General features: G+C 40.0%; 15 protein-coding genes and 1 pseudogene. 6 read left to right on the top strand and 10 right to left on the bottom strand.

Annotated features, from left to right (window positions below):
* Positions 1-110: 110 nt before the first annotated feature.
* Positions 111-881 (bottom strand): pentapeptide repeat-containing protein, encoded by a 771-nt coding sequence (locus tag HEQ36_RS11390; protein WP_168636148.1) that lies wholly within the window; start codon positions 879-881, stop codon positions 111-113.
* A gap of 217 nt (positions 882-1,098) precedes the next feature.
* On the opposite strand from HEQ36_RS11390, the gene HEQ36_RS11395 reads away from it, so the two are divergent.
* From HEQ36_RS11395 to HEQ36_RS11410, 4 genes are all read left to right on the top strand, one after another.
* Complete coding sequence (locus tag HEQ36_RS11395; RefSeq protein ID WP_168636147.1) at positions 1,099-1,845, top strand: DsbA family protein; 747 nt, start codon at positions 1,099-1,101, stop codon at positions 1,843-1,845.
* Positions 1,846-2,506: 661 nt separating this feature from the next.
* Positions 2,507-3,202 (top strand): CAP domain-containing protein, encoded by a 696-nt coding sequence (locus tag HEQ36_RS11400; RefSeq protein WP_053538837.1) that lies wholly within the window; start codon positions 2,507-2,509, stop codon positions 3,200-3,202.
* A 75-nt stretch (positions 3,203-3,277) separates the two neighbouring features.
* On the top strand, positions 3,278-3,856 hold the full coding sequence (locus HEQ36_RS11405; protein WP_053538838.1) for a CAP domain-containing protein: 579 nt from the start codon (positions 3,278-3,280) through the stop codon (positions 3,854-3,856).
* Between the two features lie 122 nt (positions 3,857-3,978).
* On the top strand, positions 3,979-4,821 hold the full coding sequence (locus HEQ36_RS11410; protein ID WP_168636146.1) for an alpha/beta hydrolase: 843 nt from the start codon (positions 3,979-3,981) through the stop codon (positions 4,819-4,821).
* A 66-nt stretch (positions 4,822-4,887) separates the two neighbouring features.
* Here the strand turns inward: HEQ36_RS11410 and HEQ36_RS11415 are convergent, their stop codons facing one another.
* The 7 genes and pseudogenes from HEQ36_RS11415 to HEQ36_RS11445 form a co-directional block, all read right to left on the bottom strand.
* Entirely contained in the window at positions 4,888-5,190 is a 303-nt protein-coding gene (locus tag HEQ36_RS11415) for a DUF1816 domain-containing protein (RefSeq protein WP_027401408.1), read from the bottom strand.
* A 112-nt stretch (positions 5,191-5,302) separates the two neighbouring features.
* Positions 5,303-6,088, bottom strand: a pseudogene (rlmB, locus tag HEQ36_RS11420) (23S rRNA (guanosine(2251)-2'-O)-methyltransferase RlmB); the annotation flags it as partial.
* 902 nt (positions 6,089-6,990) lie between these two features.
* On the bottom strand, positions 6,991-7,470 hold the full coding sequence (locus tag HEQ36_RS11425; protein ID WP_053538840.1) for a ribonuclease III domain-containing protein: 480 nt from the start codon (positions 7,468-7,470) through the stop codon (positions 6,991-6,993).
* A gap of 263 nt (positions 7,471-7,733) precedes the next feature.
* Entirely contained in the window at positions 7,734-8,087 is a 354-nt protein-coding gene (locus tag HEQ36_RS11430; RefSeq protein ID WP_053538841.1) for an STAS domain-containing protein, read from the bottom strand.
* Between the two features lie 747 nt (positions 8,088-8,834).
* A complete protein-coding gene (gene carA / locus HEQ36_RS11435) occupies positions 8,835-9,980 on the bottom strand; it encodes a glutamine-hydrolyzing carbamoyl-phosphate synthase small subunit (RefSeq protein WP_168636145.1) in 1,146 nt (381 codons plus the stop codon).
* Between the two features lie 96 nt (positions 9,981-10,076).
* Entirely contained in the window at positions 10,077-10,472 is a 396-nt protein-coding gene (locus tag HEQ36_RS11440; RefSeq protein ID WP_205748522.1) for a hypothetical protein, read from the bottom strand.
* Entirely contained in the window at positions 10,459-10,941 is a 483-nt protein-coding gene (locus tag HEQ36_RS11445; protein ID WP_039200380.1) for a hypothetical protein, read from the bottom strand. The genes HEQ36_RS11440 and HEQ36_RS11445 overlap by 14 nt, the downstream gene beginning before the upstream one ends.
* 311 nt (positions 10,942-11,252) lie before the next feature.
* Between HEQ36_RS11445 and HEQ36_RS11450 the strand changes: the two genes are divergently transcribed.
* Entirely contained in the window at positions 11,253-12,311 is a 1,059-nt protein-coding gene (locus HEQ36_RS11450) for a TIGR02281 family clan AA aspartic protease (protein ID WP_168636144.1), read from the top strand.
* Here the strand turns inward: HEQ36_RS11450 and trpD are convergent.
* Both trpD and HEQ36_RS11460 read right to left on the bottom strand, forming a co-directional pair.
* Entirely contained in the window at positions 12,241-13,287 is a 1,047-nt protein-coding gene (trpD, locus tag HEQ36_RS11455; protein WP_053538846.1) for an anthranilate phosphoribosyltransferase, read from the bottom strand. The genes HEQ36_RS11450 and trpD overlap by 71 nt on opposite strands.
* A 49-nt stretch (positions 13,288-13,336) precedes the next feature.
* Positions 13,337-14,176 (bottom strand): DNA adenine methylase, encoded by an 840-nt coding sequence (locus tag HEQ36_RS11460; RefSeq protein WP_053538847.1) that lies wholly within the window; start codon positions 14,174-14,176, stop codon positions 13,337-13,339.
* Positions 14,177-14,442: 266 nt separating this feature from the next.
* Here HEQ36_RS11460 and HEQ36_RS11465 point away from each other — a divergent pair, with 266 nt between their 5' ends.
* Positions 14,443-15,168, top strand: a complete 726-nt coding sequence (locus tag HEQ36_RS11465; RefSeq protein ID WP_053538848.1) for a cytochrome b/b6 domain-containing protein — start codon at positions 14,443-14,445, stop codon at positions 15,166-15,168.
* The last annotated feature ends 216 nt before the right edge of the window (positions 15,169-15,384 follow it).

Consider the following 15,384-nt stretch of genomic DNA (forward strand, 5'->3'; position numbering starts at 1 on the left):
TCAGTAGTATGATTATCCTGATAGTTGCGGAATATCCCTACTGACAATAATACCTGTTTCTCAGTAATTAGAAAAGGGTTTAAAACCTAATTTTCTGGATAAAATGGTGATTAGAAAGGCAAAAACTTTAATAAAACTGAACCTAAACTCCCCGCAAAATCCATAAAGCTGGGTTTGCCTGTATTAATTGTCTCTGAATAAGCAGTTTTTAATTCTAAAATAAATGCTTTGGCTGTTTGTGTTCCTTCAGTATTCTTTTCTTTTTCAAATAGTTCTATGGCTTTTTGAGCATCTAGTAAGGCGTTTTTCCGGTCTAAACTTTGGTAACTAGCGACACCACGAGCTAAATATGCCCCGGCATAGTCTGGTTTAAGGGCGATCGCTTGGCTAAAATAATCAATAGCTGGTTTAAGATTCCCCTTTTCTGCTGCTGCTACACCCCAAGCATAAAAATCTTCTGATTTAGCAATTTGCGAAGGTATTCCTACCGCACCTTGAAAATTTGCACCTGTAATATTCGCACCTTTCAATTCAGCATTCATTAAATAGGTATCTCTTAAATCAGCACCAGTTAAATTTGCACCACTGAGTTTAGCCTCACTTAAATTCACACCAAATAAACTTGCACCGCTTAAATTTGCACCCCGCAAATCCGCACCGGCTAAATTTGCCCGACTTAAATTAGCACCCACAAGATTAGCACCGTTTAAATTTGCCCCAGCTAAATCAGCCATGACTAATCCAGCGTTACCAAGAAAGCATTTTGGACACTTTTTATTTGCCAATAACTGCCTAATATCCTCATAACTTGCAGCTTGAACTGCACCTGATAAGCTCACACTGAGTAAAAATACAGATGTTGCCAAAATTTTACTGTTCATAATTTATTTTTGTATTAATCCAAGTTTTTGGTTTAGTGTGGTCAGTTGTCAGTTGGTAATTATTTCCCCCTGCTCCCTACCCCTCTATCTCTTCCCTATTCAGCCAAGTTTAAACCAATAATACTGATAATGATAAAAGACATAGAGATAATTTTTACAACTGCTGTTTTCTCCGCTACTTGATAAAATTACATTGCTAGTTATCTATTTTTGACAAATGTTCAAAATTTTTACTCATTTTCGCAATTTAGCAATTGTTAGCTTGATCTGTCTGATATTAAGCTGGTCACTTCCCGTCCAAGCTGAGACTAAAATAGACCCCCAACTAGAAAAACAAGTTCTAGAAATTATCCGCAAACACCCAGAAATCATTATTGAATCTGTGGGAGCATATCAGCAGCAACAGCAACAGAATATCCAAAAATCACGGCAAGAATTTATCAATAATTTTCAAGCAAATCCTCAATCCGTAATTGGTGATTCTCCCACAATTGGTGCAACCAAACCAAAAACGGTATTGATAGAATTTTCAGATTTTGAATGTCCTTATTGTGCCGAAGCACATCAAACACTCAAAGATTTATTGGCAAAATATCCGAATAAATTCACCTTAGTTTATAAACATTTTCCCCTTTATCAAATTCATGATCAAGCATTACCCGCAGCTACAGCAGCTACAGCAGCATATAAACAAGGTAAGTTTTGGGAATATCATGATGCCCTGTTTACCAATCAGAAACAATTGGGTGAGACTTTATATTTAGATATTGCCAAAAAGCTCAATTTAAACCTCACAAAATTTGACAATGATCGCAAATTAGCTAATAAATCCATCGAAAAAGACCTATTATTAGCCCAACAATTAGGATTAGGTGGTACACCATCTTTTATTATCACCAGTCCAAATTTTGCTGGACCTGTAAAACTCACAGAAGTAGAAGAAATATTGCAAGGTAAACAATGAAGAAGGAGTCAGGAGTCAGAAGTCAGAAGTCAGGAGTCAGGAGTCAGGAGTCAGAAGCAATCAGTCGAGAATTGGGACTTGCCACTGATTAAAGACCACTAAATCTATGATTTGGTGGGGTGCAAAAACGCCGGTTATTCATCCGGCCTTGCTTCCCTGAAAGGGTATTCTAACTCGGTGACTCCTGAATTCCGTTAGCTGAAATCTGATGTTAGGCAATAATTTATACCAATTTAATGGTTGTTGCCAATAAATCTGCACCTTTAGCTAGAGGTAGCACGTATTGATTAACTGTTCTAATTGCAGTAAGTGTAAGGAGTAGTCTTATGAGGAGTGATGAGGATAACTTTTCGCTTCTCAATTCCTCTTTTGAAGCAGGAGTCACCGAGTCAGGAGTCAGAATAAATTAAGTAGGTGGGCGTTAAAAATTGTCGTTACTTCGACTTCGCTCAGTAACCTATGGCAAGGCAAGAGGCAAGAGTGAAGAGGGTTTGGGCGATTTTACTTTTCTTTACACAGATTGGTTTTATTGTGTTCACCTATTTCAAAAATCAAATTATTAATCCGATCATACTTTACATTTAATAGCAAATAAGATTACAACAGGTAATAAGTAGTTATCCAAAAAGATCACTACATTAAACAAAAAACGAGGTTATGAATGCGTTACCTGGGATTTTTGGTATTATTACCTATTACGCTGGCAACAACTTTTTCTGATCAATTACTCAAACATCCAGAATCTACTCTGCCACTGATTGCTAATAAAAATAATCAAACTTCATTAGCACAAACAAATTATCTGTCCACCCTAGAAAAACAAGTAATTGCGGAAACTAACAAAGTTAGAACAAATCCCCGTTCATATATACCTATTATAGAAAATTATAAAAAACGGTTTCAGGGGAATCGCGTCAAGATTTCTAGTAATACCTATTTAATTACCCAAGAAGGTGTAAAACCTGTGGATGAAGCTATAACTTTTTTAAAATCCGTCCGTCCCGTTGGTGCATTACGTAGCTCGAAAGGAATGTCTTTAGGTGCGCGAGATCATGTTAAAGACCAAAGACCAAAGGGCGCAACAGGTCATAATGGTAGTGATGGTAGTAACCCTAGCACTCGCATCAATCGTTATGGTAAATGGCAAAACACCGCTGGGGAAAATATCAGTTATGGACCAAATACAGCCCAAGATATTGTCATGCAACTAATAATTGATGATGGTGTACCTTCTCGTGGACATCGGAAAAATATTTTTAATCCATCTTTTCGGGTAACTGGTGTGGCTTATGGTTCTCATAAACAGTACAGAACTATCTGTGTAATTACTTATGCTGGTGGTTATATAGAAAAATAGATTTTTGATTCTCAAGATTTACACGGAAGATTTATGATTAACCCATAGCGTCTATCTTCCACCTGTAGGTAATCAATGACTCAGGCAAATTTGACCATTCTCTCCGATTTAGAACAGAAAGTAATTGCCGAAATGAACCTGGTGCGGACAAATCCTGCCGCTTATATACCACTTCTAGAAAGCTGGAAACAGAAATTTGAAGGCACAAAAATCAAAATCGCGGCAAATTCCTATTTACAAACCAAAGAAGGAGTTGTAGCTGTTGATGAGGCGATCGCTTTCCTTAAATCTACCACTCCCATCATTGTCTTACATCCCTCCACAGGAATGTCTTTAGCCGCAAAAGATCACGTCAAAGACCAAGGCGTAAAAGGTGGTATCGGTCATAATGGTAGTGACAGCAGTGATCCCTTTACCCGTTTAAATCGTTATGGTCAATGGCAAAGCACCGCCGGCGAAAACATCAGCTATGGTCAGAAAACAGCCCCAGATATCATCATGCAATTGATAATTGATGATGGAGTCCCCTCCCGTGGCCATCGCAAAAACATTTTTAACCCAGCTTTTCATACAACTGGCGTTGCTTACGGCAATCACATCACCTATGCAACTATGTGTGTAATTACTTACGCTGGCGGTTACATCGAAAAATAAATAACGTAGGGGCGCAGGGTCTACGCCCAATAAAGAGTTAACCTTTGCGCCTTTGCTTCTTTGCGCCTACCCTGCGGGATCTCTAAGAGAGATTGCGCGAAACATAACTTATATGGACATTTATGGGAAATCACACACCTAGAACCGTACCACTTAACTTCTACACCCAAGGTCAAGGATTTCCCATACTTGGTTTACATGGTCATCCTGGTTCGGGACGTAGCCTTTCCGTCTTCACCAATCATTTATCACAACACTACCAAACCATTGCCCCAGATTTACGCGGATACGGCAAAAGTCGGTTTCAGGGTAAATTTGCAATGCAAGACCATTTAGACGATATAGAAGCCCTATTAGATCGGTTGAAAATAGAAAAATGCTTAGTATTGGGATGGTCGCTAGGAGGCATTTTAGCGATGGAACTAGCCATGCGTCTACCCCAACGCATCACAGGCTTAATTTTAGTAGCCACAGCCGCTAGACCTTGGGGCAATCATCCCCGAATTTCTTGGAAAGACAATATTTATACAGGAATTGCAGGTATATTAAACTATATAAAACCCAGTTGGCAATGGAATATTAATACTTTTGGCAAGCGATCGCTCTTTCGCTACTTGATTCAACAACACACATCCACAGCTTACAATTACATAGCTAGGGATGCCCTACCAGCCTACTTACAAACCTCATCAGCCGCTACAAATGCCCTCTACAGTGCCATTAGAGCAGGTTATAATCGCACCCCAGACCTTTGGCAAATTCAATGTCCCAGCCTAGTGCTTGCTGGTGAACAAGATCGCCACATTACCGCTGATGCCAGTTTAGAAACAGCCCGACACATTAACAACTCCCAATGGCAATGTTACCCCAACACAGCCCATCTTTTTCCTTGGGAAATACCCCAACAGTTATTAGGAGACATTGACAATTGGTTAGCCAATAACCACCAAATCATGAAAGTTTAAATTAGGCATAACTCGTTCCCAGGATTAGCCTGGGAACGATAACAGCCTCTGGAATTGGTAATTAGACTAATTTTGACCGCTAAAGACAGGCTTTACTTTACGGTCAATCCATTCCCCCAAATCTTCAGCAATTGTTAAAACAGTAGGCTTACAGCGTTTGATATTCACTATAATTCCCTGCGCCCCTTCAATTTCCAAATCCTCTACATAGCCATTGCTGGCTTTAGTAGCTGCCGCAGAACTGAAAAATGGACCGAAGTAGTATGTACAACTGGGATTTTGTGTAACAACTTCTACCCACCAAGCAAGACCGAGTCCATTGAATGTGCTAATTAACCTCTCTTGGAAGTTATGCCAAATCGTTGTCATAGTTTTCGCCGATTTATAAACGTGATAACTGGGCGTGTGCAAATAGATTAAATTTATTGTCTTTTACAGTTGCTGACTTCGCAGACAAATATCCACGAGATCAGCTTTTGTACTATTGTTTTTTCAAAGCAATTGTCTGTAGTTTATCAAGATACAGTGTATTCTGCGATTTTTGACGATAAATTTCGTAAAGTGCCATACCAGTTGCCACCGACGCATTGAGGCTAGGAGTCTTACCTTGTAAGGGAATAGACACCAAAACATCACAGGAACGTTGTGTCAACATCCCCAGACCTTCGCCTTCACCACCCACAACTAAAACCACCGGTCCGCTAAACTTAACACTTTGTAATGGTTCGCTACCTGTAACCGCAGTTCCATAAATCCAAAAGCCTTGTTCTTTTAACTGTTCTAAAGCGCGACCCAGGTTGACAACTCTAGATACAGGAAAGGTTTCTAATGCACCTGCCGCCACTTTTACGACAGTAGAAGTAATTCCCGCTGCTCTTCTTTGGGGAATCACCAAACCATGAGCGCCAATAGCTTCCGCCGTGCGAATAATCGCCCCTAAGTTATGGGGATCAGTAATACCATCAGCAACTACAATGACAGGATCAGTAATAGATTTGGACTTAGCAATCAGGTCTTCTAATTCAATATAGGCATAAGGAGCAATTTGAGCCGCTATTCCTTGGTGGTTAGCGCGACCAGTAATTTGGTCTAACCGCATTGGTTCAACTTCATCAATCACTGCGCCATTATCCTTGGCTTGCAAAATCAAATGATGGAATCTGGGATCATAACGAAGACGAGTAGTAATCCAAAGACGGTTAATACTGCGTTCATTTTCCAACGCCGTCAAAACTGGATGACGACCATAGATTAAATCAGTCTCTTCTGTGGATGTAATTTCTGGAAGTTCCTGGGAAGACTGATAAGAAGGACGATATCTACTGGTGAAGGATTTACCTTCATTTGCTAAGGTGATTTCTGAGGATGGTTCTGAACCATAGCGAGATGTCCGAGGTTTAACTGAGAATGATTTACCTTCTCTGTCTCCTCTACCTTCTGAGGATGGTTCAGAACCATAACGAGATGTCCGAGGTTTAACTGAGAATGATTTACCTTCTCTGTCTCCTCTACCTTCTGGGGATGGTTCAGAACCGTAGCGAGATGTCCGAGGTTTAACTGAGAATGATTTACCTTCTCTGTCTCCTCTACCTTCTGGGGATGGTTCAGAACCGTAGCGAGATGTCCGAGGTTTAACTGAGAATGATTTACCTTCTCTGTCTCCTCTACCTTCTGAGGATGGTTCAGAACCATAGCGAGAGCGGGGTTTTGCGGAATAGGATTTACCTTCTCTGTCTACCCTAACCTCTGGGGATGGTTCAGAACCGTAGCGAGAGCGAGGTTTAGCAGAATAGGATTTACCTTCTCTGTCTACCCTAACCTCTGGGGATGGTTCAGAACCGTAGCGAGAGCGGGGTTTTGCAGAATAGGATTTACCTTCTCTGTCTCCTCTAACTTCTGGAGATGGTTCAGAAGCATAGCGAGATGTCCGGGGTTTAACGGAAAGGGGTTTACCATCACTTTTGCCTTGATTACGGCTAGGTTGAGGCACAACGCGTTTGCCCTTGATTTTCACTGGCTGACCACGTTTTGGTTGTCCGCCGGCATGATTTTTCTTTGGTTGACTTGTCATAACAGTATTGAGGTTTGATTTAAATGAGTGAACAGCCCGATGACATCAATTTAATGAACCATTACAAATCAGTAACAATCGCCAGATGTAGCTTCTCACTATTTCTCTAGGGGAAGTTTTTGTAATAGCTCGGTTAAACGGGGGTAATCAGTAAGATATAGGTAGCCAACTAAGGTTTCTAAACTAGTTGCCTGTTGATAAATTTCGGGATTTAGTCGTTTATGACGACTCGTAGCAGAGTTACGACCTCTGCGAACAATTTCTAATTCGTTACTCCTCAAGTAAGGAGTTAACATTCGCAAATGTAGCGCTTGTGTTTCTGCTCTTACCTGATCCACTACGGAACGATGGTAATTTTCCAATCGTTGTTGTGGCCACAGATAAAACATTCTAACATATAATTCGTAAATTGCGTCCCCCAAGTAGGCTAATGCTGAAGGAGATATCTGTTTTATTTGGGCTGGGGATATTTGCTGGGGTAGTTGCGTCGCATTTACCAACCACGGGTAAATCTCTGATGAATGCTGTGTAGCGGTTTCATCTTCTTCGTGTTCGCCTGTTTCCTCCTTGGACTTCACAGATTAATCATTCCTTAAGAAAGCACTACATCGGGAGACAATTTTTGCCGTCATTATCTAAAACAACTTAAATTATATTTAACTCTCAACATAATACATTAAATGGGGGTTCTTCTTTGAGATGGGGGTGTGTAGTTGAATGAGATCCAGAATCTGAGATAAAAGCCATACGGAAAGAGACTCCTAACTTCTACTGTAATCCAAAAATTAAGCTATCCAGATTTGACATCGGATAGCTTAATTTAGATTTTCCATTCAAGCAATCAATCTGCTGGGATGTTTTCTAGGGCTGCCTCAACTGAAACTTGTAGGGAGAGAAACTTTTCTAAACGAACAAGCTTAACCGTTTGGGTGACACGAGCATTAGTGACAATTTGGAAACTGCCTTCACTTTGAGATTCAGGTTTAGCCAGTTTGGCTAGTCTTACAAGCGCACCTAAGCCAGAGCTATCCACAAAGTCAATACGTGAGAGGTCTAAAATGATGTTTTTTGGACCTTCCTCGATTTTACTGCCAATTACTTTAGTGAATGTCGGCTCAGAGAAAGCGTCTAATAAACCTGTGAGGCGTAATAGCTGACAGCTATCGCGGACTTCGCGTGTACCTCTCAGGCTCACGGTTAGATTTAGTGGTTCAGCTATGATTTTCTCCTCGTTCTTTTTACTAAAAGTAAACGTTCTAGTATAGATGGTTTTTGAGCAATTTGTCTATGTTGGGAACTGGCAAAATTTTTTACTAGTTACCAATGTCCATCATGACCTGGGAATTTTAGATTTTAGATTTTAGATTTTTTGGGGTTTATGGGTTTATGCTTTACCTCTGCTGGCATGAATCCAAGTTTGTGAATTTGACACTCTCACTGGCTAAAGCCACTGAGATTCTTGGTTCAACGAGTCCACTTAACTTAGAACCCTTGCGGTATCTAAGCCAGAGGTGGTTCTCTCCCCAAGCGTTAACTTTCCTCCTGCCCGAAGGTAGTTGCATTACTGCAAATTTTGATTGAGTTTAAATTCTGTGTCGTCTAGCTCCCATGAAGATTTTACCTATTCGGAGGGCAGTCACTAGAACTATGGAATAGAACCCCATATCAACAAGAGTCAAGGTACAGATTGCGGTTAGGCAGTTAGGTTTTTATACAGGTTGATTACCATTCCTGTTGTGAACAGTATAACACCATTGAGAGCAAAGATAACAAAACTTCGCGCACCTCAACCAATCTTCATGAAAAAAAGACTCTATGCGGTTAAAACCGCACGAGCGGTCATTGAGCTTGTCGAAGTGTCGCTTGTATCTCAGGTCTAAAGACACGCTCGCTTTACGCTTACCGGATGCTCTTCTAAAATCGGCAATCCCAAATCTAAAATTTATTGCCGTGCTGCTTGCATTTTTAGTACAAACTGCTCAAATAAGTAATCGGCATCATGGGGTCCAGGACTGGCTTCTGGGTGGTACTGGACAGAAAACACAGGTAGGGTCTTGTGACGGACTCCAGCTACGGTCAGATCATTGAGGTTCAAATGGCTGATTTCAACTGTGGCTGTGGGTAAGGAGTCTGGGTTCAAGGCAAAACTGTGGTTTTGGCTGGTAATTTCCACTCTTTCTTGTAAGCCGGCAGGTTGATTTAAACCGCGATGTCCAAATTTTAGTTTAAAGGTTTCTGCTCCCAGGGCATGACCTAAAATTTGGTGTCCCATGCAAATGCCAAATATGGGTTTTTGGCTCTCTAGCAAGGCTCTGGTGGTGTTGATACCTTCTGTGACGGCGGCGGGGTCTCCTGGTCCGTTGGAGAGGAAAATACCATCTGGATTGTATTTGAGAATTTCTTCTGGTTGTGTATCGGCAGGAACAACTATGACGCGACATCCATAACTGGCGAGACGGCGTAAGATATTCCGCTTGACTCCAAAGTCTAGGGCGACGACGGTGAAGGTTTCGCTAATTTTAGCTACGGCTTCGGGGTTGAATTCCCAAGGGGTGGTTGTGGCTTCCATCCATTCGTAAACGGTTGGTGTGGTGACTTCTTTGACTAGGTTTAAGCCTGTCATGTTGGGTGCTGCTTGTACCATTTCTAACAATTCTGTTTCGTCGAGAATTGCGGTGGAAATGCCGCCATTCATGGCTCCAAACATCCGAATTTTCCGGGTGAGGGCGCGGGTATCTATGCCGTAAATACCGGGAATGTGGTGCTGTTGCAGGTAGTTGGGTAGGGATTGGCTGGAACGCCAGTTACTAGGTTTATGACATATATTGCGAGCGATCGCTCCCTTAACATGGGGTTGATTTGATTCTTCGTCTTCGGAATTAATACCAGTGTTTCCTAGTTCGGGATAGGTAAAAATGACGATTTGACCACAGTAACTAGGATCGGTTAACACTTCTTGATATCCGGTCATACCAGTGTTGAATACGATTTCGCCAATGGCAGTTCCTGTAGCGCCGAAAGACCAACCACGATAAGTAGAGCCATCTGCTAGGACAAGTAGAGCAGGTACTGCGTCAGATAAGGACATAGATCATTTGTAATTAGTAATTGGAGAGAAAAGAGGGTTTTATATCTTCTATAACTTATTTTTTTAGAAGACAGCAAAGGTATATCTTCTCATGGTTTATGAAGGTGGAGAGTCTATATCTACAATATTCATTTCTATAATTGTCAGTTGCTCTTTCAAGTCCTGGTCGCTAGGTCTTTTAGGGTATTCTTCATGGGTATAAACCCATACAGGATAGACAGAACAAGAATTTTGATGAACAACATACATAAATCGGCCTCTACGAGAAGCACATTGAAGTTCTGCCATCAAAAACCGAATTTTTCTAAATTCAAAATCTGGTTTGTAAGCACCTTTAGGAAAATTCTCGCTATCTGATTCATCAAAAAGCGGATCTTTTGCAAGAGTCTCTATATACTTTTGTATCAAAGTCTCAAATGAATCTCTAGCTCTTTTATTTTTTTTGTAGTGAGTTTTAACAAGTTTAACAAGACTAATCTCAAACTTCTGCAATGGCCTTATCGAATATATTTCGCAACCAGGCACTACTATCCTCCGGCTTTACTTCTGGAATCCGTTCGTAATTTAAACGCAATTCCTCTAAAGTATCAGATAAAACAGCCTGATAGCCGGGATCATCTTGCTCAATACAATCAAGAATTGTATCAACCAAGAAATCAATAGCATCAATACAAGCATCAAAAGATTCTCTTTGGGAGCTAAGATTCAAAAAAAGCAAATAAATTTTTGATTTGAGGATATCCAAAAACCCTGTAGCTCCCTGCGTTTGTTCAATGAAAGAGTAGGCAAAATCTGTTAAGTAATCACGTTGTTCAGAAGAAAAATTGTTCCACTCAGTCTTGATCTCTCTAGATGCTTTTTTTAAACGTGAAGTAATTTCATCAAATTTTGAAGCAGAAGCAACCTTGTTGCCTCGAACTTGATAAATTTGACCAAAATCAATTAAAACTGCGCTAGACATGGTTAATACCTCTACTTGTATATAAATGACAACCTTAAATACCTTTCTAGAGAATATAACTCCTCACGGATAATATCTGGTAATGCCAGACAGACAATATATTCATATATTGATCGAAAACTCAGAACCTTCCTGTAGTTACTATACAATCCTTTACAAAAAAAATCCTATAAATCATATATATGTATATAAAATCACCAGAAATTCTTCATCAAAACTTTAATTTTAAAATGATTCAATAGTCAAGCATTTTTAATTGGGTGGGAGGAGTACACTTGGGAAGAGCAGCCAGGGCGGTTAAAACATTCACTATGCTTCAGTATTTTTTGTCCCGGACAGCCCTCATTTTTTGTTCCGTTAGTTTAGCGGTTTTGACTGTTGCTTGTAATCAAGATCAGCAGACAAAGATAGCTGGTGAGTCTAAACAATCTTTATCAAATGGGAGTTTGGCAGCTATCCGTTCTTCCAGTCAACGTAAACAACTGTTAGCTAGTCCAAATTCAACGCCACGAGCATCTGCTTCCACCCAATTAAGTTCTTTGGAAATGGCACTAGATAAAGCTGCTGGTGCTAAAAGTATCAGCCAATCCGCTGTATCTGTGGATGATTGGAAGTTGGTGGTGAATCAGTGGCAAGATGCGATCGCTCTCATGAAGCAAGTTAGGCGCAATAGTGGCAATTTTGCCTTTGCTCAACGTCAAATCCTTGAATACCGCCGTCAAGTTGCCTTAGCTCGCCGGAAGGCTTACCCCAAAAATTTAGCATCTTCTGTAACTCAGCCGCAATCAGTGGTCATTGAGGTTCCTCAACTACCGGGTAATGGGATAATTTCGGCTCGTCCCTCTGATAAAGCTCTAAAACCATCCTTATCTAAATCTAAGCCTAGTTTCTCGCAACCACCCACCCTCCCTCGCAACCACGAGGTATTTATTGCCCCAATTAAACGGCGAGTTGGTGGTACACCAATTATTGAAGTTACTTTCAATGGGACACAGCAGTTTGAGATGATTGTAGATACGGGGGCGAGTGGGACTGTGATTACCCAGAAGATAGCAGCGGCTTTGGGTGTAGTTACTGTCGGCAAAGCTAAAGCGAATACTGCCAGTGCCAAAGCGGTAGAATTCCCCATTGGCTATCTTGATTCTATGGAAGCCGGGGGCATGATCGTAAATAAGGTCCCAGTAGCGATCGCTGGTACAGAATTAGAAACAGGACTTTTAGGACATGACTTTTTCGGTAATTACGATGTAACTATCAAACGTAATGTCGTAGAATTTCGTCCCCAAGGCCACTCAGAAGCTAATCCTTCAGAAAATCCACTAAATGTTCCAGCTTTGTCCAAGGGCTACCGCTTTGTAAAATTTCTTTAGCTACAGTCACCCCTTGGGCATGATTTAGCCAGGGAACTACACCTGCTACTTGCAATGCCAGGGAAGCATTTAACGCCACTATATCTTGTTGCGCTTGTGTGCCTTTCCCTTGCAAAACTTTTTTAAGAATCACCGCATTTTCTTGTGCGTCACCACCCTTAACAGCGGTAATGGGAGCAGGAATCACACCAATTTCCTGGGGATCAACAGTAGTTAGGAATACTTTACCATCTTTTAAAATCGCCAAATCGGTAATATCGCCCAAACCAGCTTCATCTAATTTTTCTCGTCCATGGAGAACCACCGCTGTTTGTGTTCCCAAGAGATTTAAGGCTTCAGCAACGGTTTCTATCAGTTGAGGATCAAAAACACCAATTACCTGACCAGTAGGATTCAGGGGATTTACTAAAGGTCCTAGTAAATTAAACACAGTCCGCACTTTGAGATTTCGCCGTAATGGGGCAACGGCTTTCAGGGCTGGATGCCACCCAGGGGCAAATAAAAATGTAATTCCTACCTCTTGCACTGCTGCTTGGACTTTTTCACTGGCAGCAGTCAAATTTACTCCCAAGGCTTCTAAAACATCCGCGCTTCCCGTGAGACTGGAAGCAGAACGACTACCATGTTTAGCCACAGGTACACCAGCAGCAGCCACTACAAAGGCGACAGCGGTGGAAATATTAAAGGTTGATGCCCCATCACCACCTGTACCACAAGTATCAATTAACCGTTGGGATGGTGTTTCCCCGCCCTTGTTCATGGATATAGAAGACAGGGATTTTAATACTTCTGCCATTCCTGTTAATTCTTCAGCACAAATTCCTTTAAAGTTCAAGGCCATTAAAATTGCCCCTGACAGTTCTGGGGGAATCGTTTCATTTATCCATCCTTGCATCAATTCTGCGGCTTGAGTCCGGGATAATGATTGCCGTTCCAATAATTGTTTGAGTAAGTTAGACCAAATAGTAAAATCCATTGTTCGGCTTTTTTATGATGTTGAATGTGATTTTACCAGATTTAGAGGTTTAGATCCCCGACTTCTTTAAGAAGTCGGGGATCTGATAATTACTAATAAATAGTTCTTTGCCTTTTTCGGCTTTTTTTTGTTTATAGTTATTCATGCCATATTGTAATTCCCATGTAATGATATTTGCCCATTTAAAGTTTTCTCTGATTTCTGGGCAATCGTCATAGGTAATTAACCAGTTATGGGGACATTGTTTTAAATTTGAAGCAAATCTTTGATGATCAAATCCTGTATGTAAATCTCCTTTTTTTCCATATAATTTAGATTTTTCGGCTTTAACATAAGGAGGATCTAAAAATATGAATACTTCTTTTCCTGGTTCATTAATCAGATGGCTATAATCTAAGTTAGTAACTTTGATATCTTGTGTTAGTATATTTTCTAATTTTTCTAGTCTATCTATTGATGAATTGGTAAATCTTTTATGAAAAGATTCTAAAGAAAATCCACCGGATTCTATAGTTCCAGAAAATGTAATTCTATTCAGAACAAAAAACCGGACCGCTCTTTCTAACTCTGATAAGGTGTTAACATTTACATGAGCTAATTCGGCAAAAAGTAATTTTCCATCTTGAGAATTTTCTTTAACTTGACGAACTGCGGAAACTAATTTTGGTAAATCAGATTTTGCCAAATGCCAAAATAAAAATAATTCTGGGTTTAAATCGTTAATGGAAATCTTTAAATTGGGAAATCGTTGTTTGAGATAAATGAAAACTGAACCACCACCAACAAAAGGTTCTCTGAATTCAGAAAACTTTTCTGGAAGACATTCAGCGATGCTTTTAATTGCTCTTGATTTTCCACCAGGATAACGGAGAGGACTTTTGATATTCATGTTATTTGAGTTTGCAGAGGGAATATAGCAGAATTCAGGATTCAGTAAAACAACATTTATTGTAGGTTGGGTTGACGCAAGGAAACCCAACAAACTCTTACTATATTACTGCGAATGTTGGGTTTCACTTCATTCAACCCAACCTACTGTTCGGCTTTAAATTTAGATCCTGTACCTAATTAATCTGCAATTTGCTGTAATATAAATCCTATGTTTTAATATACTCAGCTAAAATTAGCTTTTGTGGAAACTTACTATATCAACTTATGAATCGTTCAGCCCCCTATCAACCATTAATATTCCGAATCCTGCATGGTATAAGCGGGATTTTAGGAATTGGTGCAATTATTAGCGGATTCTTAGTTTACAATACTTTTGACAAAAGATTTGGATATATCGCAATTCCCAAAATCAATCCTATACAGGATATTCATGGGACATTAGCAGTATTTTTCTTGATTTTACTGCCATTTTTTGCTGTTTATAGTTTTCATGCTGGAAAAAGACGACTGTTACAACCAGACTCTATCCAAAATCTAACTCAATTTGGTAAACCAATTTGGTGGGTAAGTCTGCAACGTTTAGTGAATACTAAAATGTTGCTTGCTGCTGTTTTAGTGGTGGTATCTGGGAGAATGATGAAGGAAGAATGGCTACCACTAGGAGAACTTGATCATGTTTGGTATTATGCTCATCTCATAGCTTGGGTAATCATAATTTTTTGTTTAGCAATTCATGTTTTGATGTCGGCTAAAGTTGGTGGTGCGCCATTATTATTATCAATATTATCCTGGAAATTCCGTCCAGAAGATAGTCCTACTAACTGGTATAGTCGTCTCTGTGTTTGGTTGGGTAATTTTTCCCATAATCTTCGGGAAGAAATTAATCAGTTTATGAAGGGTGGTTTATTATTGCAAATTATTGAGGTAATTGTCTTAGGGGGAATTATCTCAGCATTTATTTTACCTTTGTTTTTTTCTGGTGGTCAATAATTGACAAATTGAACAAAATTAAGAGTTCTCCAATTAAAAAAATATCTCAAAATTTCTTGTGGTGCGGGCATCTTGCCCGCTAATAATACAAGGACGGGCAAGATGCCCATCCCACAACATTGGATTATCTTTTTTGTGGAGTTCTCTAAATAACATTATCTTCTGCTTTAACAAGTCATGTATGTTTTTTGTTAAAGATTATTCGTAAACCATTGC

It is taken from the genome of Anabaena sp. 54 (genome assembly GCF_017355725.1).
Taxonomy (GTDB): Bacteria; Cyanobacteriota; Cyanobacteriia; order Cyanobacteriales; family Nostocaceae; genus Dolichospermum; species Dolichospermum heterosporum.

What these genes read in the sequence shown, in the direction of transcription:
- HEQ36_RS11390 (WP_168636148.1), bottom strand. Translation starts at nt 881, where the DNA reads ATGAACAGTAAAATTTTGGCAACATCTGTATTTTTACTCAGTGTGAGC.
- HEQ36_RS11395 (WP_168636147.1), top strand. Translation starts at nt 1,099, where the DNA reads ATGTTCAAAATTTTTACTCATTTTCGCAATTTAGCAATTGTTAGCTTG.
- HEQ36_RS11400 (WP_053538837.1), top strand. Translation starts at nt 2,507, where the DNA reads ATGCGTTACCTGGGATTTTTGGTATTATTACCTATTACGCTGGCAACA.
- HEQ36_RS11405 (WP_053538838.1), top strand. Translation starts at nt 3,278, where the DNA reads ATGACTCAGGCAAATTTGACCATTCTCTCCGATTTAGAACAGAAAGTA.
- HEQ36_RS11410 (WP_168636146.1), top strand. Translation starts at nt 3,979, where the DNA reads ATGGGAAATCACACACCTAGAACCGTACCACTTAACTTCTACACCCAA.
- HEQ36_RS11415 (WP_027401408.1), bottom strand. Translation starts at nt 5,190, where the DNA reads ATGACAACGATTTGGCATAACTTCCAAGAGAGGTTAATTAGCACATTC.
- carA (WP_168636145.1), bottom strand. Translation starts at nt 9,980, where the DNA reads ATGTCCTTATCTGACGCAGTACCTGCTCTACTTGTCCTAGCAGATGGC.
- HEQ36_RS11445 (WP_039200380.1), bottom strand. Translation starts at nt 10,941, where the DNA reads ATGTCTAGCGCAGTTTTAATTGATTTTGGTCAAATTTATCAAGTTCGA.
- HEQ36_RS11450 (WP_168636144.1), top strand. Translation starts at nt 11,253, where the DNA reads ATGCTTCAGTATTTTTTGTCCCGGACAGCCCTCATTTTTTGTTCCGTT.
- trpD (WP_053538846.1), bottom strand. Translation starts at nt 13,287, where the DNA reads ATGGATTTTACTATTTGGTCTAACTTACTCAAACAATTATTGGAACGG.
- HEQ36_RS11460 (WP_053538847.1), bottom strand. Translation starts at nt 14,176, where the DNA reads ATGAATATCAAAAGTCCTCTCCGTTATCCTGGTGGAAAATCAAGAGCA.
- HEQ36_RS11465 (WP_053538848.1), top strand. Translation starts at nt 14,443, where the DNA reads ATGAATCGTTCAGCCCCCTATCAACCATTAATATTCCGAATCCTGCAT.